Below are 21006 nucleotides of genomic sequence, written 5' to 3'. Positions count from 1 at the left end.
TCAGCTGAACCTGAGTGAGACCGCGCCGAGCCCGGTGATATCGGTGGTGACGGTGTCGCCTGCGTGGATGAAGCGCGCGGAGGTGAACGAGCCGGACATCACGAACTGTCCGGGCTCGATGGCTACCGAGAACGCGGCCAATGCATTGGCGAGCCAGGCCACTGCCGCAGCGGGGTCACCCATCACCGCTGTCCCCATGCCGGTATCGGTTTCAACTCCGTTGATCAGCAGTGATGCGCCGAGCCCGGGCAGATGGAGGTGGTGATGGTAGGGCACCCAAGTGCCTAGAACCACCGCGCCGCAGCTGGCGTTGTCGGCGACGGTATCGGGCAGGGTGATCCGCCAGTCCGCGATGCGGCTGTCGACGATTTCCAGTGCTGAGGCCACCGACTCTGTGGCCTCATACACCTCTTCGACAGTGACATGGGGACCGCGCAGTGGAGCCCGGAGCAGAAATGCCACCTCGGGTTCCACCCGGGGAGCACAGAACTGGTCGGCCCTGACGACAGCGTTGTCGGGCACGACCATGTCATCGAGGATGTAGCCGAAATCAGGCTGATCGACCCCGAGGAGCTGTTGCATTGCCGCCGAGGTCAACCCGACCTTGTGGCCAACGACGACGCGCCCTTGCGCCAGCCTGCGGTCCAGGTTGACCTGCTGAACCGCGTAGGCGTCGCCCTGGGTGAATCCGGGATAGGACTCGGTGAGTGGCGGAGCCGGGACCCGGCTTCTCTGTGCGGTCTCCAACACCGCCGCGGCGGTGTTGATCATGTTGTCGCTCAATGCCATTACTGCGAGTTCTCACTGGCCATGCGCTCTGCGAGCCCGTACAGTGCCAGCGCGTGCTGTTCGAACATCGCCACCAAATCGAGAGCGTCGCCATCGATTTCCTTGGCGATGAACAGTCCGTCGGCGCCGGCTACCGCATAGGTCGACAGTCGACGGATTTGGTCCGCGGTGAGCCCGGGTACGAGATCGACGATGGCGCGGGAAACGCTGTCAACCGCATTGGCGCGTACCTCCAGGAACATCGACCGCGCTCGCGGTTCGACCGGACGTCGCTCCAGTGACAGCATGAGCCCCAGTCGCAAGAAATCCGGCGAATCCGAAAGTGCCTTGGCGATCTGCGTCACCATGGCCACCAGTCGGTCCAGTGGTGAACCCTCGTCGGGCAACTGCCAGCTTCGAAGCCATTCGTCGTAGCTCCGCTCGATAACTGCGGCGATCAGGTCGTCCTTGTCTTTGAAATGCCAGTAGATCGAACTCGCCGGCAGCCCGCACTTCGCGCTGACCGCGGCGATACCGGTGCCCTCGTAACCGCGTACGGCCGCGATCTCCGCGGCAGCGTCGACGATCCGCGCGCGTGACGCCGCGCCATCGAGTCTGTGCCGCCGGGTGTTCGCGCGTTGCGGCTTCTCGGTTGGCATGGTGACGCTCCTCGCGTTCAGGGGGTTGACGTGGCTTTCGTAACACTCTACCGTATCGATCACTACATTACCGTAGTGATCACTACACGATAGATCTGGTGAACGAGGATGGCCTTGGCTGAGGAAAAGAACTACGACGTCGCGATTGTCGGTTACGGTCCGTCGGGCGCGACGGCCGCCAATCTCCTCGGTCGGCTCGGTCTCAAGGTCGTTGTCCTGGAGCGTGATCCGGACATCTTCGGCCGCGCCCGGGCCATCTCGATTGATGAGGAAGTGCTGCGGATATGGCAGTCGGTGGGGTTGGCCGAACAGCTGCAGCGCGACATGCTGCCCAACCGCCCGCTGACATTTGTGGACGCCGCGGGTAGGCCGTTCGTCCGACTGGCGCTGACCCCACGCGGATCGGGGCACCCGCCTCAACAGTTCATCTACCAGCCGGCGGTGGATCAGGTCCTGCGCGAGGGAGTGGGGCGTTTTCCCAATGTCGAAGTGCTCCTGGAGCACGAGTGTCTGCGGGTGTTGACCAAGGGAGACAAGGTCGAGTTGATGTTGGCCGACCTGAAGACCGACACCTTCAAACGGCTGACCGCGTCGTATGTGATCGCCGCAGACGGTGGCGGGTCGGCCATCCGAGGTCAACTCGGCATCGGCTATGCGGGGCGCACCTACGCCGAACGGTGGGTGGTCATCGATACCGAGATGCTGCAACCGTGGGAGAACCACGACGCACTGCGGTTTCACTGCAACCCCGCCCGCCCCACCGTCGATTGCCCCACGCCCCTCGGGCATCATCGTTGGGAGTTCCCCGCCCTGGCCGGTGAGGACGATCGCACCCTTCTTCAACCCGAAGCGATCTGGAAAGTCCTCAACGATCAGGGCATCACCGAGCAGCACGTGAAGATCCTGCGATCCGTCATCTACAGCCACCACGTACGTGTGGCCGACCGGTGGCGGGCCGGACGAGTGTTCCTGGCCGGTGACGCTGCGCACGCGATGCCGCCGTGGATCGGCCAGGGCATGTGCGCCGGCGTGCGAGACGTGGCCAATCTGTGCTGGAAGCTGGCCGCAGTGGTACGGGGGCAGGCATCCGAAGAACTACTGGACTCCTATCAGGTCGAACGACAGCCACACGTGACCGAGGTGACCCGCCGCGCCGTCTTCGTCGGCCGGGTCATCACTGAGCGTCGGCAGTGGGTCGCTGCCGTCCGCAATCACGTGCTGCGCACGCTCAGTCGCGTGCCGGGCTTGATACGAGCGGGACAGCGGTTCTACTGGGTACCCGAACCGCACTACGCGCGTGGCTTCTTTGCCACAAATCCGCATCCCGCAACCGGTCGACTGATACCGCAACCACTCGTGGTCGACGGCGAGTGCGCCACGGCACGGCTCGACGACGTCATCGGCGGTCGTTGGACGCTGCTGTACACGGGGCAGAAACCGCCCGGTGCTCACCGCTGGGAGCAGCTGGGAATACCCAGTGTGGCAGTGCATCGCGCCACCGTGCCCCCGGCGCCGGGCACAGTTGTCGACAGAACTGGCGCATTGAACACCTGGCTGGCCACCCACAGGGCGGCGGCCGTGGTGCTGCGCCCCGACGGATTCGTCTACGGCGCAGCCCAATCCGATGAGCCGCTGCCGCCGCCACCGCACGGCTTAGCCGGCTGCGGCAAGGCCGCTGCCGCCCCCTCAACCAGAACCGGAGCCATCGCATGACAAGCCACGCACTCCTCGAGAACACCGTCTCCGTGGCGGGCAACCCGATCTTCTACGTGGAGTCCGGCACCGGAACGCCGGTGGTCCTGCTTCATGGCGGTGGACCAGGGGCGTCGGGAGTGTCGAACTATTCACGCAACATTGACGCGCTCGCACAGCACTTCCGGGTCATCGTTCCCGACCTGCCCGGATACGGCCGCTCGACCAAGAGCTTCGACCATTCCGACCCGTTCGGTTACCTCGCAACAATGATCCGGGGCCTGCTGCACCAACTCGACATCGACACAGCACATCTGGTCGGCAACTCCTATGGCGGCGCGGCAGCCTTGCGTCTTGCGCTCGACACGCCCAACCGTGTCGGAAAACTGGTTCTGATGGGCCCCGGCGGGATAGGCACAACTCGCGCCCTCCCGACGGCTGGCCTCAAAAGCCTGTTCGCGTACTACGGGGGCGAAGGGCCCAGCCGCGAGAAGCTTGCGTCGTTCGTCCGCACCTACCTCGTGTACGACGGGGCCGCAGTTCCCGATGAACTCATCGAACAGCGCTACCTGGCGTCCATCGACCCCGCTGTGGTGGCAGCGCCTCCGCTTCGGCGCCCGTCGGGGCCAACGGCGTTGCGCACCCTCTGGCGGATGGACCTCACCCGTGACCCGCGGCTGAAGACTCTGCGAAACCCGACACTGGTGTTGTGGGGCCGCGACGACAAGGTCAACCGACCCAACGGCGGGCCCACGCTGCTCAACACCCTGCCCAACGCAGAACTGGTGATGACCTCCCACACCGGCCACTGGATGCAGTGGGAACGCGCAGCGCTCTTCAATCGACTGGTCACCGACTTCCTGCAGCCCGACTCGACGCTGGCTCGGGGGTGACACCGGTGACCCGCAACCTCACCCCTTCGCAGTCGATATTCGGTGATGTCCACCTCGGTTACGTCGTCATCGAAACCCAGCGATTCGCCGACTGGCGCAGATTCGGACGCGATGCTGTCGGCTTACAGGTAGACGAAACACTGTCCGACACCATGCGGTTTCGGCTGGACGACCACAGTTGCCGATTCCTCCTGCAACGCGGCCCCGCCGAAGATGTCACCGCCCTCGGTTGGGAACTTGACGACCATGATGTCTTCGACGCCGTGGCAGCACGCATCACCGCACACGGCGTTGCGTTGACCGAAGGTAGCGCCGAGGATGCCGCACTGCGCGGCGTCGAGAGGCTGGCCCGGTTCCCAGGCCCCAATGGACTGATACAGGAGATCTACACGCGCCCGCACGTCAGCCACACCGCGCCGGTGCTGCTGGCGAAAGAGGGATTCGTCACCGGCGAGAGTGGACTTGGGCATGTGGCGATAGTGAGCAAGCACCCACACCAGATGCATGGCTACTACCGGACGGTGTTCGACGCACGTCTGTCGGACTATATCGACGAGACCATCAGCGGACTCAAATTCAAGATCCGATTCCTGCGAGTCAACGAACGTCACCACAGCGTGGCCATCGCTTCGGTGAATCGGTTGCCCATCAAGCCCATTCGCACCCGAATCCAGCACGTCAACATCCAGGTGGCCGCCCTCGACGACATGGTGGCCGCCTATCAACGGATGGCAGAGAACGGATTCGGGGTGGCCCTGTCGATCGGTCAACACACCAACGACAAGGAACTGTCGTTCTATGCGGTCACACCGTCGGGATTCGAATGGGAAGTGGGATGGAACCCCATCGTGATCGACAACGAAGATGTCTGGGAGCCGACGACGCACCAAGGCATCAGTATCTGGGGACACACCGCCCACGGGCAGACGATCTGCGACAAGCTCGCACAGTTCAAGATCGGTGCGCAGTCGCTCGTACAACGAGAAGACACTGTCCCGGCCCTGTCCGAGGAAATCCCTGACTACTGACCGAACGCAGGGTGGGAAGCCACGATGGCCGCGAAGGCTGGGCACTGGCGGCGGGCGCTCGGTCGGTTGCGTGCCTCCCCGGCCGCCTATACTCACATCGATGCCGCCGGCCTCGCCGCCATCAACGAAAGCACGGCGTTGTCGCTGTTCCCACGTGTCATTCGGCCGGTCGAATAATGGCTACTACCAACGTTCCTGTGTCCGCGCATTCACCAGGCAGCCACTGTCACCGGCGGCATCTATCGTGGCGTGGGCCACTGCATCGACCACCACCGCTTAGGTACTGCATGGCATTTCGAGCAGATCGCATTTGCTCTACGGTGCTGGCTCGAAGCGAGACGTTGACCTACAGTGAGCCGTGTAAGAACCCGAACGCCGCCCGGGGATCAAGAGTTCTGACCGACAACGCCGTCAACCAGTTCCGTGATCAGAGGAGTCGTTTTGGCCGGCCGGCAGGAACTTGTGGATGTCGACGTATGCCAGGGCTGAACTCCACAGGGACAGAACGAAATCCACGGGTGATCGAGTTGCCGTGAAAGTCCGCACGGGCACCGGTCACCAGCCGGAAGTCGGGCAGGCGTGACAGCACCCGCTCCACCCCGATCTGGAACTCCAGGCGCGCCAAGTTGGAGCCCAGGCAACGGTGCACACCCGCACCGAAGCCCAGATGACGGTTCTCCCGGCGATCGAGCATGCAACGGTTCGCATCGGGGAACACACTGTCGTCGCGGTTCGCGGCAGCGAAGTTGACCACCACCGTGTCGCCGGCATGGAAGGTGTGCCCGCTCAGTTCGACATCCTTGGTGACGGTCCGGTGCAGCCCGTGGATCGACCCCGCGTAGCGGATGAGTTCCTCCACCGCTCGGGGGAGCAGGTCGGGGTCCGCGGCGAGACGGTCACGCTCACCCGGATGGGTGGCCAGGTGGTGAAAGGCGAAAGACATTGCGCTGGCGGTGGTCTCCAGCCCGGCCTGGACGAGCAGCATCGCATTGGCAACGGCATCCTGGATGGGCAGCCTCTCCCCGTCGATCTCGGCGGCCAGCAGGATGTCGATCATGTCGCCGCGCGACGGTTGGCCGATGCGGGCCGTCACGGCGTCGTGGATGTGCTGATACAAGCCCGCCCAGGCCGTCATCCGGACGTCCTCGGTCGCACCGTTGAGAGCGTCGTCGGTGAGTTGAAAACAGACCCCGACATCGTCGGTGGGCATGCCCAGCAGGTACTTGAACAGCACGATCCCGGGTTGCCGCCAGGCGACGCGGGCCAGGTCGCCGGTCCCTTGGGTGACGAAATCGTCGATGAGCAGATCGGTTTCGGTGGTGACCTGGGGCCGCAGCGCTTTCATCTGGGCCGGCGAGAAACACGGGTTGAGCACTTTGCGCAGCTTCTGCTGCCGCGGTGGATCCATCATCACCACCAGATCGCCGATGACGAAGTCGGCCGATCCCGGAACCGGGTTGTTGGAGAAGTGTTCCCAGTCCTGGGCGATCCGGTAGCAGTCGTCGTAATTCACCGCGATCCAGGCCCCGCCGGGGGTGTCGGCGAGAAACGGGGTGTCGGTGTGCGGGAAGGGACACCCCTGGCGCATGACGGTGTAGACGTCGTACAGCAGGTCGTTCTCGTTGAAGTCCGGGTGCCGTAGATCCCAGTTCTGCGCATGGCTTTCCGGTGAGGTTGTCATCTAATGCCCCTGCGCCCGGGCCACTCGCTGATCGTGGATGCGGACAAGTTCGCGGAAGCCGATCCGGTGATACTTCGGCACCGGCTGGATACCCCATTGATCCTGGGCGGTGTCCTTGCCTTCGGCGCCCTCGGGCGGCCCGAACGCCGGGTAGGGCACCTTGCATTCGAGGGTGTCATCGGAATAGCGCACCTTGAGCAGTTCGCTGCAGATCTGGGTGAGGCTCAAGGTGGGGTAGCCGTAGTAGATGGCCATGAACGGCAAGGTGAAGGCGCCTTCGAGCACGAGCGCCACCAAGCACACGAGCACCGCGCGCTTGATCCAGGTGTGCATGCGGGCGTAATAGGGCGTGGTGCCGGGCGGAAGATCGTCGGCCTTGTCGTCGGTGCTCGCTGGTGTGGTCACAGTTTCTCCTTTAGTCCGTGAAGATTTCGCGGTTCACCGTGTGCAGGTACGGGATCGCGAGGAAGGGGGTGATGTAGAAGATGTCGTAGAGCCACCAGCCGATGACGGGGAACACCACGCCGGCGAAGCGGACGTCGGCGAACATCGTCATGTTGAACACGTAGACGCACCAGATCACGACGCCCATCCAGCAGGTGACGACCATGTACTGGTGGCCCCAGCGCTTCATCTGCAGGAAGCCGATGGCGGCCGCGCAGCGCATCGCGAAGACGGTGATGATCATGCCGAAGACCATCGACTTCTCGCCGGGACCGGCGGCACCGCCCACCCACAGCTCGTTGTAATGCCAAAAGTAGCCGGCGTCGAACATGTTGCCCCAGCCGATCATCAGGACCCGGTTGATCAGCGTGTGGTTGGCGACCAGGTCCAGTGCCCAGCCCAGACTGTTGAGCATGCCGTCGATCAGGGTCAGGTACCCGATCAGCGTGACGATCATCGGCCGCACGGAAAGGCCGGAGCGCAGGGCCTGGCGCTGCAGCCACACCCCGCGCATGAAGATGGGGAAGCCGATCAAACCGGGAGCCCACATGCCCATCAGGGCCGCGCCCACGATCATCCATTTGTCGGCGCGCCGCTGCGCCGAACGGGATTCGTCGTGATGTTCCTCCAGGCCCACGGACGCCTGCGACAGCGTCACAGGTCCCACCATCCGCGGGCGAAGGACATGTACAGCTGGATCCCGAACATCGCCAGCAGGTAGCCGTAGATGACGATCTGCAGGACGATGAGCGCCTTCTTGCGATTCTTCTCTTTCTGGTCAACCACGGGCGGTGATTCCTTTCTCGCGGGGGCTTTCGGTATCGGCACTGGACAGGCACGCCGAGGCGACCTCCAACAGCCCTTCGGTGATGGCGCCGTCACTGGACAGCGGTGCCAAGATGCAGGCCTGCGCGGCGTCCAGTTCTGTTGCGCCGGCGGTGATCAGCTTCGCCGCGGTGACGAGCACGCGGGTGGAGGGCGGCTCGAAGTGGAAGGCCTCGTCGGCGGTGCGGATCGCGGTGGCGCAGCGCACCAAGCGCTCGGCCGTCGGATGACCGACCTGGGTCTCGGCCACGATCACCTCGGCTTCGCGTCCCGGGGGCAGATACCGCATCGGGAGGGTGACGAACCGTTGCCGGAAGGAGGGTTTGAGGTCCTTCAGCGAGCTGCGATAGGCGGGATTGTAGGAGCACACCAGCATGAAGGTGGCGGGAGCCTCCACCACTTCACCGGCTCGGTCCAGGTACAGCGCGCGCCGGTGATCGGTGAGCGAATGCAGGATGGCCAGGGAATCGTGTCTGGCCTCCACCACTTCGTCGAGATAGCAGATGGCGCCGGTCTTCACCGCTCTGGTCAGCGGGCCGTCGGTCCACACCACGTCACCGCCGGTCACCCTGAACCGGCCCACCAGGTCCGAACTGGTCAGGTCGTCATGACAGCTGATGGTGACGACCTGCCGCCCCAACAGCGATCCCATGTGTTCGACCAGGCGCGTCTTACCGCAGCCCGTGGGGCCGGTGAGCATGACGGGCAGCCGCCGGTGGTAGGCCTGCTCGAACAGCTGAACCTCGTTGTCATTCGCGAAGTAGGTATCTGTATTCACGCGGCAACCAGCTCCCTGTGGACGTGGGCGAGGACGCGGGGCAGTTCTTCGATCCGGCGGATGCGCTGGGACCGCCTGGGCCCGAAGACTTCCGGCAACGGGTCGACGCGTACCGGTCCGATGCCGATGTAGTACATCGCCACTCCGGCGTCGCGGGCCTCCTCGACCGCGTGCGCCGAATCAGCCCAGGCGTAGCGCCCCTCATATCCCTCGTCGGAGATCAAGCCGTCACCGATGACGATGAGTTGCCTGCGCTCGGATGGCTGGGCGAGCAGTCGGCCGGTCAGATGGCGCAGGGGCGCACCGAGTCTGGTGTACCCGCCGGTGGACAGGCCCAGCCCGCCGGGTGGGACGAACCGGCGGTCCGGGAAATCCTTGAGGCAGCTGACTTCGACGCGATGCCGGGTGTTACCGGTGAACACGAAGATGCCGTGCCGTTCCCGCGCCGAGGCCATGGCCCGGGACAGCGCGTCGGCGCAGGCCAACTCGAGGGTGAAGATATGGCCGCCGTGCACGCCCAGCGAGGAGCTGCCATCCAGCAGCAGAGCGGTCGTCACATCGCGCCTGCTGGGCAGCAGCTCCCGGAAGAGACGCGGTTCGTCGGCCTCGCCGGTCGCGACGTCGATGTAGTGATTGACATACTGCTCGACATCGAGGTCGGAGCCATCCTCCAGGCGGTTACGCATCGTGCGGTGGGTGTTCTCCTCGAACCATTTCCGCACATCGACGGCGACCTGCGGGGTGCGCCGATCGCCGGGGACGTGGGTTCGTTCGACCACGGCGACATGGTCGGTCATGAAGGATTGCGACCAGGCGTTCCACTCCGGGTAGGGAATACCGGGCCGGTGCTCGGGCGTGACGTCGAGATCGTTGTCCTGCGGCCGGCTGGCCGGGGGCAGATTGGAGTTGCGGACACCGCCGTCGCCGCCGACGGGCACCGAGTACGGCCGGGGTAGCCGCTTCTCGGCGGTGGTCCACGGCATCCGTCCGAACGTCCGGCGCAGTCTGTCGGAGAGCCCTTGCGGCAGGGTGTAAGCCCGCGGCAGGCTGCCCAGCAGGGGATCGACCGTCAGCGGGTGCGGCGATTGCGCCAGTGCGATCGCGCGGTTGAGCATCTCCTCGGCGGCCGTCGCGACCGGGATGGGTTCGAGGGTGGGCAGCGCCCTGCGCAGGTCGGGGAGCAGGCCGGGCCAGAATTCGGCGACCCAGCCCAGCGCGACACCGGCTTCGACGAGCGTGAGCGCGGTGAGCTCGCGAGTCGAGAGTTCACTGATCCGGTATTCGAGCAATCGCTCTTTGGACGGCGAACACTGCAGTGCCACACCGCAGGTGAGTGTCCGCCGGGTCCAGGCCCGGCGCGGCGGGTAGGGCACGTAGACGGTGTCGAGTTGAGTACTCAAACCGAATCCGCGATGGTGTCCGGTGAGCAGGCGGGCGCCCATGCGGCGCCCGTCGCTGAGTGCCACCGCAGTCACCGCGCAACTGCGTTCGGTGGCCATCGCAGTGTGGTCCGTGTCTGCCTCGGCCAGGTCGGATGTCATCGGCTCAGAACGTGCCGATGTTGGAGAACATCCAGTACCAGAACCAGATGATCAAACCTGTTCCACCCCAGGCGGCGACGTAACGGAGTATCTCCCAGATCCAGTCCACGTCGGATTCCTTTCTTATCGGGCTTCGAGTCCGCGTACTGCGGTGGTCACCAAACCCGCCAGCATGGCGCCGCGTGAGTCGGGTTTCGATGTGGTGGTCAGGACGCCGTAGATGCCCAGCAGGAAGAACGTTGCGCTGTAGAACGCGTCGACTTCGGGCGGTACCTTCCCGTCGCCGCGGGCGCGCTCGATCTCCCGGACCAGCAGCACGATCAACGGGTGATCGGTCCATTCGTCGGCAACGGGACGGGTCGGCGAAAAGTGCAGGGCAAGAAGTTCTTTGAACAGCGACGGACCCAGCCGGCGTTCGAGCCCGGTAATCAGCGTCACGACGTGGTCCAGGGTGCCGGCAAGATCGTGCGCCTCGTCGAGGTAGCGGCCGAATTCGGTGGCCATGCGTGCTTCCTCGCGGGCCTCCAGTTCCAGCAGCACGTGCTCCTTGCTGGGGAAGTGGAAGAAGAACGTCCCGTGCGCCACGCCGGCCGCGGTCGCGATGGTGTCGATGTCGGCATGCGCCATCCCTGATGAGGTGAACTCGGCGATGGCGGCACCGAGTATCCGTTCGCGGGTCTGTCGTCGACGCTGCTCGCGCGTCGACTGCCTGGCTGGAGGTGTCATCGCCTGGCCTTCCTCAGTCGGAGAAGATCTCGCGGTTCACGGAGTGCAGATAGGGGATCGCGAGGAAAGGCGTGATGTAGAAGATGTCGTAGAGCCACCACCCCACGACCGGTAGCACCACCCCGGCGAAGCGCACGTCGGCATACATCGTCATGTTGAACACGTAGACGCACCAGATCAGGACGCCCATCCAGCAGGTGATGATCATCCACTGGTGTCCCCAGCGTTTCATCTGCAGGAAGCCGATTCCGGCGGCGATCCGCATGGTGAAGACGGTCAGGATCATGCCGACTTCCATGGCCTTCTCCCCGGGGCCGGCGGCGCCGCCGATCAGGAGTTCGTTGTAGTGCCAGAAGTAGCCGGCGTCGAACATGTTTCCCCAGCCGTTCAACAGGACTCGAGCCAGCAGGGTGTGGTTGGCGACGGTGTCCAGCGCCCAGCCGACGGTGTTGATCGCCGCGTCGATGATGACCAGATAGCCGATCAGGGTGACCAGCATCGGGCGCACGGTCAGTCCGTCGCGGGCCGCCTTGCGGAGCAGCCATACACCCCGAAGGAACAGGGGGAGCCCGAAGACGCCCAGTGCGGCCGTGCCGATCAGCAGGCTGCCGGAGATCAGCCACCTGTCGGCCTGGTGTTGCGCCAGCCGGGACGTCTCCAGGTGTTCGTCGAGCCGGCTGCCGGGGCCGTGCGGTGCCGGTCTGCGACCACGATCGCGCGTCGGCAGGTTCACAAACGCTGACTATAGTCAGTCAAATAGTGGAGTCAAGGGTTGATATCGACGGTCAAGAATCACCATGGCCGCCGAATCGCGGCATCTTGAGCCGATGCATATGGTTGACTTAAGTCAGTACTTCGGTGGGCCACGAAAGGGTGTCGCGATGCGCAGGGTGGTCCAGTTCTCCACGGGGAATGTCGGCAGACACTCGCTGCGGGCGATCATCGGCCGGCCCGATCTCGTGCTCGTCGGCGTCCATGCGGCAAGCGAGGACAAGATCGGCCGCGATGCCGCCGAACTGTGCGGCCTGTGCGAAGCGACCGGGGTCATCGCGACCGACGACATCGACGCGCTGATCGCGCTACAGCCCGACTGTGTCGTGTACACCGCACAGGGCGAGACCCGTCCCGTGCAGGCGATCGGGCAGATGTCCCGATTCCTGTCCGCCGGGATCAACGTGGCCGCGACGTCGATGGTGTGGCTGGTGGCCCCGCATCACGCTGAAGACTGGCTGCGCGTCCCGCTGGAAGCGGCGTGTAAGGCGGGTACGTCATCGTTGTACGTGAACGGGATGGACCCGGGTTACTCGGGCGACACCGAGGTGATCGCCGCGCTGAGTCTGGTGACCCGGGCCAGGTCTGTCACCGTTCAGGAGATCTTCGACTACGGCAACTACGATGACTACGAGTTCACCGGCCGGTCAATGGGTTTCGGCATGTCTCCCGAGGACGGTGAGCCCATGCTGTTCCTGCCCGGGGTGATGACCAGCATGTGGGGTGGGCCGATACGCAATCTCGCCGCCCAGCTCGGGGTCGAACTCGACGAGATCCGCCAACGCGTCGAACCGTGGTACGCGGACACCCGGATCCAGTGCACGATGTGCACCGTCGAGCCGGGGCAGATGGCCGCGGCCCGGTTCGCGGTGGAGGGAGTGCGCGGCGGTGGGCCGATCATCACGATGGAGCACATCAACCGGTTGACCAGCGCCGCGGCACCCGAATGGGATTACCCGCCGGACGGACACACCGGCGTGCACCGGGTCGTCGTCGAGGGTGAACCGCGGGTGGAGCTCAACACCCACGTGTCGCACCCCCTGCTGGACTCGACCGACGCCGGATGCATCTCGACCGCGGCGCGGGTGGTCAACGCCATCGACTGGATCTGCCGGGCGCCCAGTGGGTTGATCGCGGTGGAGGACATCCCGCTCAGTGCAACGGTCCGCGGCCTCATGTGGTGACAGATCACACCGGGATGAGGGGGCCGATGGGCTTGGTGGTGGTCGCGTGCACCAACAGCTCGGCCAGTTCGCGCGGCCGGCTCAGGAACGGCGAGTGCGATGCGTTGATGGACAGCTGTTCGACGCCCAGGCGACGCGCCACGGTATCGGCCAGCCACCGAGGCATGCACCGGTCCTGTTCGCAGACAATGAAACTGCGGGGCAGATCGGCGGCCCAGAAGGTGGGGACCGACACCGGTGTCACCGTGGTGTCACCGAAGCGTTCCGGTCCGAGCCGGCTGAACGCCCAGCGGGCGGTCTCCTCGTCGCAGTCGTGGTAGAAGTACCTCCACGCCCCGTCGAAATCTGCGAACGTCATCGCGCCGTCGGCGTCGAAGTTCAAGTAGCTCAGCATTTCCCCGACGTCCCCGTCGAACTCACCGTCTTCGGTGTCGCGCATCGCCATCGCCTCCGGATACGTACGGCCTTCGCGGGGCAGCCCGGCGGCGAGGTAGATGATGTGCTTCACCAGATCAGGCCGGGCGTCGGCGGCCAGCGTCTGATCGAAACCGCCACCCGAATGCCCGACCAGCACGTCGTCCGGCTGCAGCGCCGTGACGATGGCATCGCGCCGATTGGCCAGGGTGGAGTCCTGTCTCGCGAGTGCGCCGTGGCCGGGTAGGTCCACCGCGACACCGCCGTGGCCGAGGTCGGCCAGCGCGGCGATCACCCGGTCCCAGCACCAGGCAGCGTGAAAACCGCCGTGCACGAAGACGAATCGCACGCTCAGTCCACGATGGAGATGGCCTGACGCGGGCACTGCCGGACGGCCTCGCGTACCTGGCCCTCGTTGGACGGGGTGACTTCGTCGGTGAGGATGTGCAGATAGTCCTGGTCGTCGAGATCGAACACCTCGGGGATCACTCCCATACAGACGCCGTTGCTCTCGCACAATCCGAAATCGACCTCGATGCGACTCATGTCGTCACCGCACCACCTTCACCGGGACCCTGGCGTAGCCAGCCACATTCTGCATCCGCACCCGTTCGAGACCGGCGAAATCGACCTCGTAGCGGGGCATGAAGTCGAGCAGCTTCTCCAACGCGATGACACTCTCCATGCGGGCCAACGCGGCGCCCAGACAGCTGTGGATGCCGTAGCCCAGGCCGAGATTCTGGGCCTCGGTGCGGTCCCGCTCGATATCGAATTTGTCGGCGTCGGTGAACGCGTCGGGGTCGCGGTTGGCGGCTGCGCTGATGAGGAACACCGCCTTGCCGGCGGGGATCACGCCGCTGGGCACGTGGGCTTCCTTGAGGGTGTAGCGCACGTTGTACTGCACCGGCCCTTCGAACCGCAGCAGCTCCTCCACGGCATCGGGCACCAGCTCACGCTTGTCGATCAGCTTCTGCCACTGGTCCGGGTGCTTCGCGAACAACACCACCGCCGTGCCGATGAGTTTGGTGACGGTCTCGGCGCCCGCACCGCCGAGCAAGGTGGCGAATCCGGTGATCTCGATATCGTCGAGCTTGTGCAGTTTGCCGTCCTCGCGCGGGATCTCCGCGGCGATGAGCCGGCTGATCATGTCGTCCTGCGGGTTCTCCCGGCGCTTCTGCACCAGCGAGTAGTAGTAGATGGCGGTGTCGATATTGGCCTGCATGCCGGCTTCGGAATACCCGATCTGCCCGGGTTCGCGGGACAGACTTGTGTCGATCCAGTGCCGCACCTGTTGGCGGTACTCGTCTTCGACACCGGCCATTCGGGTGATCACCTCGACCGGGAACGGCGCGGAGAAGTCCTGGACGACGTCGAACTCGTCGCTGGTGATCCTGCCCAGGAAGCGGTCGATCTGTTCGACGATGGTGTCCTTCTGGGCCTGTACCGCGCGCGGTGTGAACGCCTTGTTGAGCAGACTGCGCATGTGCCGGTGATCCGGTGGATCCATGAAGATGATGGATTTCTGCGGCGGTTCGTCGCTTTGCACCATCGCCAGGTCGCATCCGCGGGAGGACGAGAACGCCTCGTGGTCCTTGAGAGCCGCGGACACGTCCGCGTGCCGGGTGAGGGCGTAGAAGTCCTGGTCGGCGCTGTAGTACAGCGGCGCTTCGTTGCGCATCCGCCGGTAGATCTCGAAAGGATTGGTGAAGTACTCCTCGGAGAAAGGATCGAAAACGAGTTCGGCCGTCGTCATTCCGGGTCCTCCTTCGGGGTGGAGCTGCCACCCCAAGCATTACGGAAGGCTGCAAAATTGTAACGCTAGCAGCGGAGCTTGCCAGCCGCGCCGAAATGCCCGATTTCACCGTGACTCAATCTGGCACACCGGCGTTGACGACTGCCTCCACCGCGCCGAGCGGGAAACCGAGATCGGCGAGCGTCCGGTGCACCACGGCGATGTCCTTGCTGAGAAACTCGCCCACCGCGCCGATGAACCGCTCCGTGGAACCGGCCCGCTCGATCATGCCCAGCGCCCGGCTTGCGCCACTGCCGTGTGCGAGCGCGCCCAGCAGCGCGGTCTCGTCGATCGAGAGCTGCGCGCCCATCCGCACCGCTTCGGAGACCAGGCCGATCTGCGCGGCGAACATCGTGTTGTTGACCAGCTTCATGCCCTGCCCGGTACCCAACGGGCCCATGTGCAGGACGGGTGCGGCGTAGCTGTCCAGGACCGGGCGGACCCGGGCAACGACGGCCTCGGCGCCGCCGGCGAAAACCGTGACACGGCCCGCGGCGATATCGTGCGGTCCGCCGCTCACCGGCGCGTCCACCACCCCGATCTGCGGAGCCTGGGCGGCGATGGCCTGGGCGGTCCGAGGGCTGCCGGTGGTGTGGATGATCAGGGTGGCGTCGGCCGGCATCGCTGCCAGTAGCGGCCCCGCGCACACATCGCGCACCTGTTCGTCGGTGAACACGCACAGCACCACGGCCTCGGTGGCCACCCCGGCGATATCACCGACCGGGGTGGCGCCGAGTTCGCGAATCGCCTCACGCCGCTCGGGGGTGCGCGCCAGCACCGCGACCTGATGACCGGCCCCGACCAGGCGGCCGACCATGGGGGCGCCCATCCGGCCGGCTCCGATGAAGCCGACCCTCATCAGCGCGGGTGGTCCATGATGGCCAGCGCCGTGTCCGCCGCGGTGAACACCGAACCCTGCGTGGCCGAGGCTTCCTCGGCCAGGGCGGTCGCATGCCGGCAGTCCTTCTGCAGCAGCGCACCCGCGATCGGGGCCAACCGGTCCAGCGTGCCGCCGAACGCCGCGATACTGCCGAGCGCCTTGCTGTTGGCCGAGCCGCGGGAGATCACCTCGCACAGCCGGTCTCGTGGCACACCGAGCGCTTCGCCGAGTTCCAGGGTGCTCATGGCCGCACCGAGATTGGCGCTGAACAACAGGTTGTTCAGGATCTTGGCGACCTGCCCGCTCCCGAGGGGGCCCAAGTGCACGATCGGGTCGGCATAGGTGGCGAACACCGGACGGGCCTTCTCCACATCGGCCTCGGCGCCGCCGACCATGACCAGCAGTTGGCCGGCCTCGACGGCGGGCGCGCCCCCGCTGACCGGAGCATCGATCACCGAAACACCCTGACCGGCTGCTCTTTCGGCGATCTCGCGGCAGGTGTCGGGGTGGATGGTGGAGTGAATGGCCACGATACCGCCGGGGGCCAGGCCGTCGAGTACGCCGTCGTCCCCGAACAGCACCTGGCGCACGTCGTCGTCGCCGACGACGCACAGGCACACCAGATCACTTGCCGCACCGAGTTCGGCCGGTGACCCGGCCGTCTTCGCCGCGGTGCCGGCGTAGGGCTCCAGCGAGGCCGCTCGGCGCGCCCAGAGTGTGGTCTCATAGCCGCCGTCGACGATGCGGCGAGCCATCGGCCCGCCCTGGCTTCCCAACCCGATGAATCCGACCCGCATCAACCCGCCTCCGCTTCGACAGCACTCGACACACATTGACCGGCGAATGCCAACACCCGCCGGTGATACTCGGCAGCCGACAGCCCGACACTGAGATTGTGTCCGCTGTCGGCCATCTCGTTGACGTCCACGCCGGGTGCCCCGGTGAACAGGGCCGCGATCGCCGCCAGCGACTCGGGACCGGACTCCCACACACCCTCGTGGTCGGCGGCGCTGAATTGCACCGGAACCCGCACGGCCGCTGCGAGTTCGCCGAAAGTGTGACGTGCCCAATCGGACGTCACCGCACCCTCGTAGCGCACTCCCGGGGCCGACAGCGCCGAGCTGGGTATCCCGTCGGGATACAACGTCGCCGGCTCCCAGAGAAGCTGACGCAACCCAGTCGGGGTGCCGGCCAGCGTCGCCGTGCTGAGCAGGTCTTTCGCCTTGGGGTGGTAGCGCAGGCCGGTGCCGGCCAGTGAGATGCCGATGACGCGTTCGTGGCCGGCCATCCGCAGTGCGAGTTCGCAGCCCAACGAATGGCCCAACAGGAACACCGGCCCGCCTTGGGCGATCTTGTCGACCGCACCCCAGGCCAGTGCCACCCGGTTCGCGGCGCTGTCCATGGTGTCCTGATACAGCGCGGATGCACCATAGCCGGGCCGGTCCAGTGCGATGGCGGTGAAACCCTGCGATCCGGCCCGGCGCAACAACGACAGATCCGGATGGCCCGGGCAGTCGAAATACACCGAAGAGGTCGCCCCGCCGTGGATCGCGACGATCACCGCCCGCGGCTCGGCGACCGGTGCGACCAGGGCGGTCATCGGCACCGCACCGACCATCACCATGCGGCGCCGGACGAGCTCAGTCATCGGTCCGGAGCAAGAGCACACCGCTGGGCGTCAGGCCGCCGCTGCTGGCCACCGCCACCTTGGCACCGGCGACCTGGCGCTCGCCGGCGTCGCCCCGAAGCTGGGTCACCGCCTCGTGGATCAGTCCCATCCCGTGGGTGCGACCATGCGAGAGCTGCCCGCCGTGGGTGTTGAGCGGGATCACCCCGTCCCGTGCGATGGCCTTGCCGCCGTCCAGGAAATCCTTGGCCTCGCCGATCCCGCAGAAGCCCAGCGCTTCCAGCCAGGACAGGCAGTTGAAGGTGAAACCGTCGTAGAGCTGCGCAACATCGACATCGCTGGGCCGCAACGAGGTCCGGCTCCACAGATGCGCGGACTGGCCCAGCACCTGGGGTTCGTGGGTGAGGGTGGTCTGGTCCCAGTCCAGCCGCTCGATGATCTGGGTGCCGACGGCCTCCACCCGCACCGGCTTGTGGGGCAGGTCCTTGGCGGCGTCGACGGCCGACACGATCACGGCGACGGCGCCGTCGCACGGAACATCGCAGTCGTACAAACCGAACGGCGTGGTGATCATCCGGGCAGACAGGTAGTCGTCCATCGTCATCGGATCGCGGTAGATGGCGGTGGGATTCAGGGCTGCGTTCGCCCGCTGGTTCAGCGCGATCCAGCCCAGCGTCTCACGTGTGGTGCCGTACCGGTGAAAGTGCCGGGAGGCGTTCTGCGCCAGCGTATGTGCCGCCGAGATGCCACCGAACGGCTGTTGCCAGCTGGTGGTGCGCGCACCACCAGGGGGCGACATCCGGCCTTCCTTCATCAACTGTTGGAAGGTGGCCTCCCACAGGGTGCGAAAGCACAGCACATGCCTGGCCATGCCCGTGGCCACGGCCATCATCGCCGCGATCACCGAGCCGCCCGGCCCGAAGGTGTCCATACCGCCGTTGATCCAGGTGGGACGCAGTCCCAGCGCACCCTCCAGGGCGGACACGCCACCCTCGCCCATCCCGGCGATGTCCAGACCCGGATAGGTGGACAGCCCGTCGATATCGTCGAAGGTCAGTCCGGCGTCGGCGACCGCCGCCTTACACGCCTCGATGGTGAGCGACAGCGGTGGCACCATCAGCCGTCGGCCCATCGTGGAAGCGCCGATCCCGGTGATAGCCGAGCGGTCCTCGAACTTCTCGGCGGTGAGCATGGGGCGGACGTACTTGCCGAACTCCGATGGTGCGATCTCGTCTTCGGGCATCGTCGCCGGCGCCGTCTGGTCGGCCGCAGGTGTGAACACGGGCAGCCAGACATCGGCGAACTGCTGGAAGCGCACCTCGACGGGTTGGCCCAGTTCCAGCTTCTCCGGATCACAGTCGATGATGTTGGTGGTGAGCCGGACCCGCAGATCCTCGGCGATCGCCACTTCGGCGATCACATAGGGCGGCGGCAGATCGGGGAAGCCGAAGCGGTGATTGATGCTCACACCGGCCAGCGTGCCCCGGCCCGATACCGCGCGAACCCCGAGATCCTGGCTGCGGCAGTAGCGACAGATCGGGGCGGGCGGATGGATGAGCGCGTTGCAGCTCTGGCATTCCTGGATGCGGAGTTTCCCGTCGGCGCCCGAGGTCCAGAAGAACTCGTTCTGCGAAGTCAGTTGGGGCAGTGGACGTCCCGGGGCTGCGGTCACCGGGTGAACCCCCACTGCGCTTCGTTGTCTTCGGTCTTGAGGCTGCCGGCGGGGTCGGCCGTGTCGACGAGTGGCCGGTGATCGTCATCGGGGCGCCGCTCGCCGAGTTCCAGGATGGCGTGTACCGGGCAGTCCAGCAGGGCTCGCATCACCGCATCGCGATCCTGTGCCGGCACGTCGCCGGAGCCCTCGAGCTTGGCGTATCCCCAGTCGTCGAGTGAGAAGTACTCGGGTGCGTGTTTGGCGCAGAACCCGAACCCGTCGCACAGGGTACGGTCCAATTTGATCCTCATCGACGCGCCTCCACTGCTTCGATCGCCTCAACCTCGAAGGGCCGCTGCGCCTCGAAAGTGCGGCAGCTGTCGCAGGATCCGTCGACATGCGCACGGACCAGGTCGGGGAAATGGGCCAATAGACTGGCTGCGATATTCGCCGCGCCGTCCAGCGTCGCGCACGCGCCCCGGCCGCGCAGCACCACCGACCACCGCTGCAGCCGCTCGAGGTCTTCGGCGGTGGCGGCACCGTTGCGCAAAGCCCCGGTGACCGCGGCCATCGCCGCTGTCCCGTTGAAGCAGGAGCCGCACTGTCCCGCATTCTCCCGGTCGAAGTAGTCGAGCACCGAGGCGGCCACGGCGACGGGGCAGTCGGAGGTGAGCACCGCCACCGCTGCGCAGCCCAGGCCGCTGCCGAGTGCGCGCAGCGTCTCGTGGTCCAGGCCGGCACCGACCGCGTCGGGGCCGAGCAGTCCGGCGAAGTACCCACCCATCAGCAGTCCTGACACGGCCGCGGGGGAAACGCCGTGCAGGGTCAGCAGATCGGCGATGGGGGTGCCGAAGGGCAGCTCGTAGAGCACGGGTGATTTGCCTGCACCGGTGAGCGTGGCCAGGAAGGTGCCCGGCGAGGCCTCGGTGCCCTGCGAGCGGAACGCATCCGCGCCATGTCGCCGGATATACGGCAGATGGGCCAGCGTCTCGACGTTGCTCACCAGCGTCGGGCACCCGGCGACACCTTCGTCGAACACCCGGGGCGGTTTGTCCGTGGGTTTGGCCGGTCCGCCGTTGATCACCCGCACGGCCGCGGATTCCTCACCGGCGATATAGGCGGGCGAGACGGTCACCACGCTGATCGCCGGTGTGGTATCGGCCCCAGCCAACGCCGCCTCGATCGCGGCGGCGGCGTGGGTGTCGGAGACGTAGACGTAGGCCCGTTGCGCGCCGACGATCCACGCTGCCAGACGTAGCCCGTCGAGCACCAGATGAGGCCGGTTACGCAGCAGCCAACGATCTTTCACCGATGCCGGCTCGCCCTCTTCGCCGTTGGCGACGACGATGGTCTGCCGCCCCGCGAGATGGGCGGCGCGCACCGTCTGCAGCTTGACCGCGAGCGGAAACGCGGCGCCACCGCGGCCGAGCAGCCCCGCCGCGGCGATCTCGCCGAGCAGTCGCTCTGGATCGTCGACGTCCTGGTAGCCGCCGGAACGCGTGTAGTCGGAGAGATCTTCGGGGCCCTGTTCGGTCCGCAACAGGCGCGGGGTCAGGCCCGGCCACACCGAAGTGGCGAGATCCGTTGCGGTGGTGGTCATGCGGTAGTCCTTTCCTGCTCGTCCGCCGTGCGGGCGACGGTTAGGCTGA

The 21006-nt window shown here is 65.9% G+C and carries 23 protein-coding genes; 4 read left to right on the top strand and 19 right to left on the bottom strand.

Features of this window, described 5'->3' with window-relative positions; genetic code table 11:
- Window positions 1-789, bottom strand: a complete 789-nt coding sequence (locus H7J86_RS23385; protein ID WP_187096411.1) for a 2-keto-4-pentenoate hydratase — start codon at window positions 787-789, stop codon at window positions 1-3.
- A complete protein-coding gene (locus H7J86_RS23380; protein WP_090353056.1) occupies window positions 789-1427 on the bottom strand; it encodes a TetR/AcrR family transcriptional regulator in 639 nt (212 codons plus the stop codon). The genes H7J86_RS23385 and H7J86_RS23380 overlap by 1 nt, the downstream gene beginning before the upstream one ends.
- A 108-nt stretch (window positions 1428-1535) precedes the next feature.
- Between H7J86_RS23380 and mhpA the strand changes: the two genes are divergently transcribed.
- The 3 genes from mhpA to H7J86_RS23365 are packed head-to-tail and all read left to right on the top strand — an operon-like array spanning window position 1536 to window position 5040.
- Window positions 1536-3140 carry a bifunctional 3-(3-hydroxy-phenyl)propionate/3-hydroxycinnamic acid hydroxylase MhpA gene (gene mhpA / locus H7J86_RS23375; protein WP_372517319.1) on the top strand — a complete coding sequence of 535 codons (1605 nt, stop codon included), beginning with the start codon at window positions 1536-1538 and terminating at the stop codon, window positions 3138-3140.
- The gene (locus H7J86_RS23370; RefSeq protein ID WP_090353059.1) at window positions 3137-4012 is read left to right on the top strand and encodes an alpha/beta fold hydrolase; all 876 of its coding nucleotides are present in this window, start codon (window positions 3137-3139) and stop codon (window positions 4010-4012) included. The genes mhpA and H7J86_RS23370 overlap by 4 nt, the downstream gene beginning before the upstream one ends.
- Window positions 4013-4017: 5 nt before the next feature.
- Window positions 4018-5040, top strand: a complete 1023-nt coding sequence (locus H7J86_RS23365) for a VOC family protein (RefSeq protein WP_267293726.1) — start codon at window positions 4018-4020, stop codon at window positions 5038-5040.
- 427 nt (window positions 5041-5467) lie between these two features.
- Here H7J86_RS23365 and H7J86_RS23360 read toward each other — a convergent pair whose 3' ends face one another.
- The 8 genes from H7J86_RS23360 to H7J86_RS23325 all read right to left on the bottom strand — a co-directional run bounded on the left by H7J86_RS23360 (window position 5468) and on the right by H7J86_RS23325 (window position 11768).
- Window positions 5468-6721 (bottom strand): cytochrome P450, encoded by a 1254-nt coding sequence (locus H7J86_RS23360; RefSeq protein ID WP_267293724.1) that lies wholly within the window; start codon window positions 6719-6721, stop codon window positions 5468-5470.
- On the bottom strand, window positions 6722-7126 hold the full coding sequence (locus H7J86_RS23355; protein ID WP_267293722.1) for a hypothetical protein: 405 nt from the start codon (window positions 7124-7126) through the stop codon (window positions 6722-6724). It lies immediately after the preceding gene.
- A gap of 10 nt (window positions 7127-7136) precedes the next feature.
- Entirely contained in the window at window positions 7137-7835 is a 699-nt protein-coding gene (locus tag H7J86_RS23350; RefSeq protein ID WP_267293720.1) for a hypothetical protein, read from the bottom strand.
- A complete protein-coding gene (locus H7J86_RS23345; protein ID WP_263988211.1) occupies window positions 7820-7951 on the bottom strand; it encodes a hypothetical protein in 132 nt (43 codons plus the stop codon). Before H7J86_RS23345 ends, H7J86_RS23350 begins: the two co-directional genes overlap by 16 nt.
- A complete protein-coding gene (locus H7J86_RS23340; RefSeq protein WP_187096403.1) occupies window positions 7944-8768 on the bottom strand; it encodes a CbbQ/NirQ/NorQ/GpvN family protein in 825 nt (274 codons plus the stop codon). The genes H7J86_RS23345 and H7J86_RS23340 overlap by 8 nt, the downstream gene beginning before the upstream one ends.
- Window positions 8765-10309: a nitric oxide reductase activation protein NorD gene (locus H7J86_RS23335; protein WP_267293718.1), complete on the bottom strand. Its 1545-nt coding sequence runs from the start codon at window positions 10307-10309 to the stop codon at window positions 8765-8767. Before H7J86_RS23335 ends, H7J86_RS23340 begins: the two co-directional genes overlap by 4 nt.
- Before the next feature lie 123 nt (window positions 10310-10432).
- Window positions 10433-11035 carry a TetR/AcrR family transcriptional regulator gene (locus H7J86_RS23330; RefSeq protein ID WP_267293716.1) on the bottom strand — a complete coding sequence of 201 codons (603 nt, stop codon included), beginning with the start codon at window positions 11033-11035 and terminating at the stop codon, window positions 10433-10435.
- Window positions 11036-11048: 13 nt separating this feature from the next.
- Window positions 11049-11768 carry a hypothetical protein gene (locus H7J86_RS23325; RefSeq protein WP_267293714.1) on the bottom strand — a complete coding sequence of 240 codons (720 nt, stop codon included), beginning with the start codon at window positions 11766-11768 and terminating at the stop codon, window positions 11049-11051.
- Window positions 11769-11916: 148 nt separating this feature from the next.
- On the opposite strand from H7J86_RS23325, the gene H7J86_RS23320 reads away from it, so the two are divergent.
- Entirely contained in the window at window positions 11917-12990 is a 1074-nt protein-coding gene (locus H7J86_RS23320) for an NAD(P)H-dependent amine dehydrogenase family protein (protein ID WP_267293712.1), read from the top strand.
- A gap of 4 nt (window positions 12991-12994) precedes the next feature.
- On the opposite strand, the gene H7J86_RS23315 is transcribed toward H7J86_RS23320, so the two are convergent.
- From H7J86_RS23315 to H7J86_RS23275, 9 genes are all read right to left on the bottom strand, one after another.
- A complete protein-coding gene (locus H7J86_RS23315; RefSeq protein ID WP_267293710.1) occupies window positions 12995-13753 on the bottom strand; it encodes an alpha/beta fold hydrolase in 759 nt (252 codons plus the stop codon).
- Window positions 13754-13755: 2 nt separating this feature from the next.
- A complete protein-coding gene (locus H7J86_RS23310; protein WP_090353076.1) occupies window positions 13756-13950 on the bottom strand; it encodes a ferredoxin in 195 nt (64 codons plus the stop codon).
- A 4-nt stretch (window positions 13951-13954) separates the two neighbouring features.
- Complete coding sequence (locus tag H7J86_RS23305; RefSeq protein WP_187096398.1) at window positions 13955-15157, bottom strand: cytochrome P450; 1203 nt, start codon at window positions 15155-15157, stop codon at window positions 13955-13957.
- A gap of 115 nt (window positions 15158-15272) precedes the next feature.
- Window positions 15273-16055 carry an NAD(P)-dependent oxidoreductase gene (locus tag H7J86_RS23300; protein ID WP_267293708.1) on the bottom strand — a complete coding sequence of 261 codons (783 nt, stop codon included), beginning with the start codon at window positions 16053-16055 and terminating at the stop codon, window positions 15273-15275.
- The gene (locus tag H7J86_RS23295; RefSeq protein ID WP_090353080.1) at window positions 16055-16873 is read right to left on the bottom strand and encodes an NAD(P)-dependent oxidoreductase; all 819 of its coding nucleotides are present in this window, start codon (window positions 16871-16873) and stop codon (window positions 16055-16057) included. Before H7J86_RS23295 ends, H7J86_RS23300 begins: the two co-directional genes overlap by 1 nt.
- Window positions 16873-17724: an alpha/beta hydrolase gene (locus tag H7J86_RS23290; RefSeq protein ID WP_267293706.1), complete on the bottom strand. Its 852-nt coding sequence runs from the start codon at window positions 17722-17724 to the stop codon at window positions 16873-16875. Before H7J86_RS23290 ends, H7J86_RS23295 begins: the two co-directional genes overlap by 1 nt.
- Complete coding sequence (locus H7J86_RS23285; protein ID WP_267293704.1) at window positions 17717-19375, bottom strand: thiolase C-terminal domain-containing protein; 1659 nt, start codon at window positions 19373-19375, stop codon at window positions 17717-17719. Before H7J86_RS23285 ends, H7J86_RS23290 begins: the two co-directional genes overlap by 8 nt.
- The gene (locus H7J86_RS23280; RefSeq protein ID WP_090353085.1) at window positions 19372-19668 is read right to left on the bottom strand and encodes a ferredoxin; all 297 of its coding nucleotides are present in this window, start codon (window positions 19666-19668) and stop codon (window positions 19372-19374) included. Before H7J86_RS23280 ends, H7J86_RS23285 begins: the two co-directional genes overlap by 4 nt.
- Window positions 19665-20957: an NADH-ubiquinone oxidoreductase-F iron-sulfur binding region domain-containing protein gene (locus tag H7J86_RS23275; RefSeq protein WP_090353087.1), complete on the bottom strand. Its 1293-nt coding sequence runs from the start codon at window positions 20955-20957 to the stop codon at window positions 19665-19667. The genes H7J86_RS23280 and H7J86_RS23275 overlap by 4 nt, the downstream gene beginning before the upstream one ends.
- Between the last annotated feature and the right edge of the window lie 49 nt (window positions 20958-21006).

This window comes from Mycobacterium hackensackense (genome assembly GCF_025822555.1).
In the GTDB taxonomy this organism is placed as follows: Bacteria; Actinomycetota; Actinomycetes; order Mycobacteriales; family Mycobacteriaceae; genus Mycobacterium; species Mycobacterium fluoranthenivorans.
This window is presented reverse-complemented; position numbering and strand designations above follow the sequence as displayed.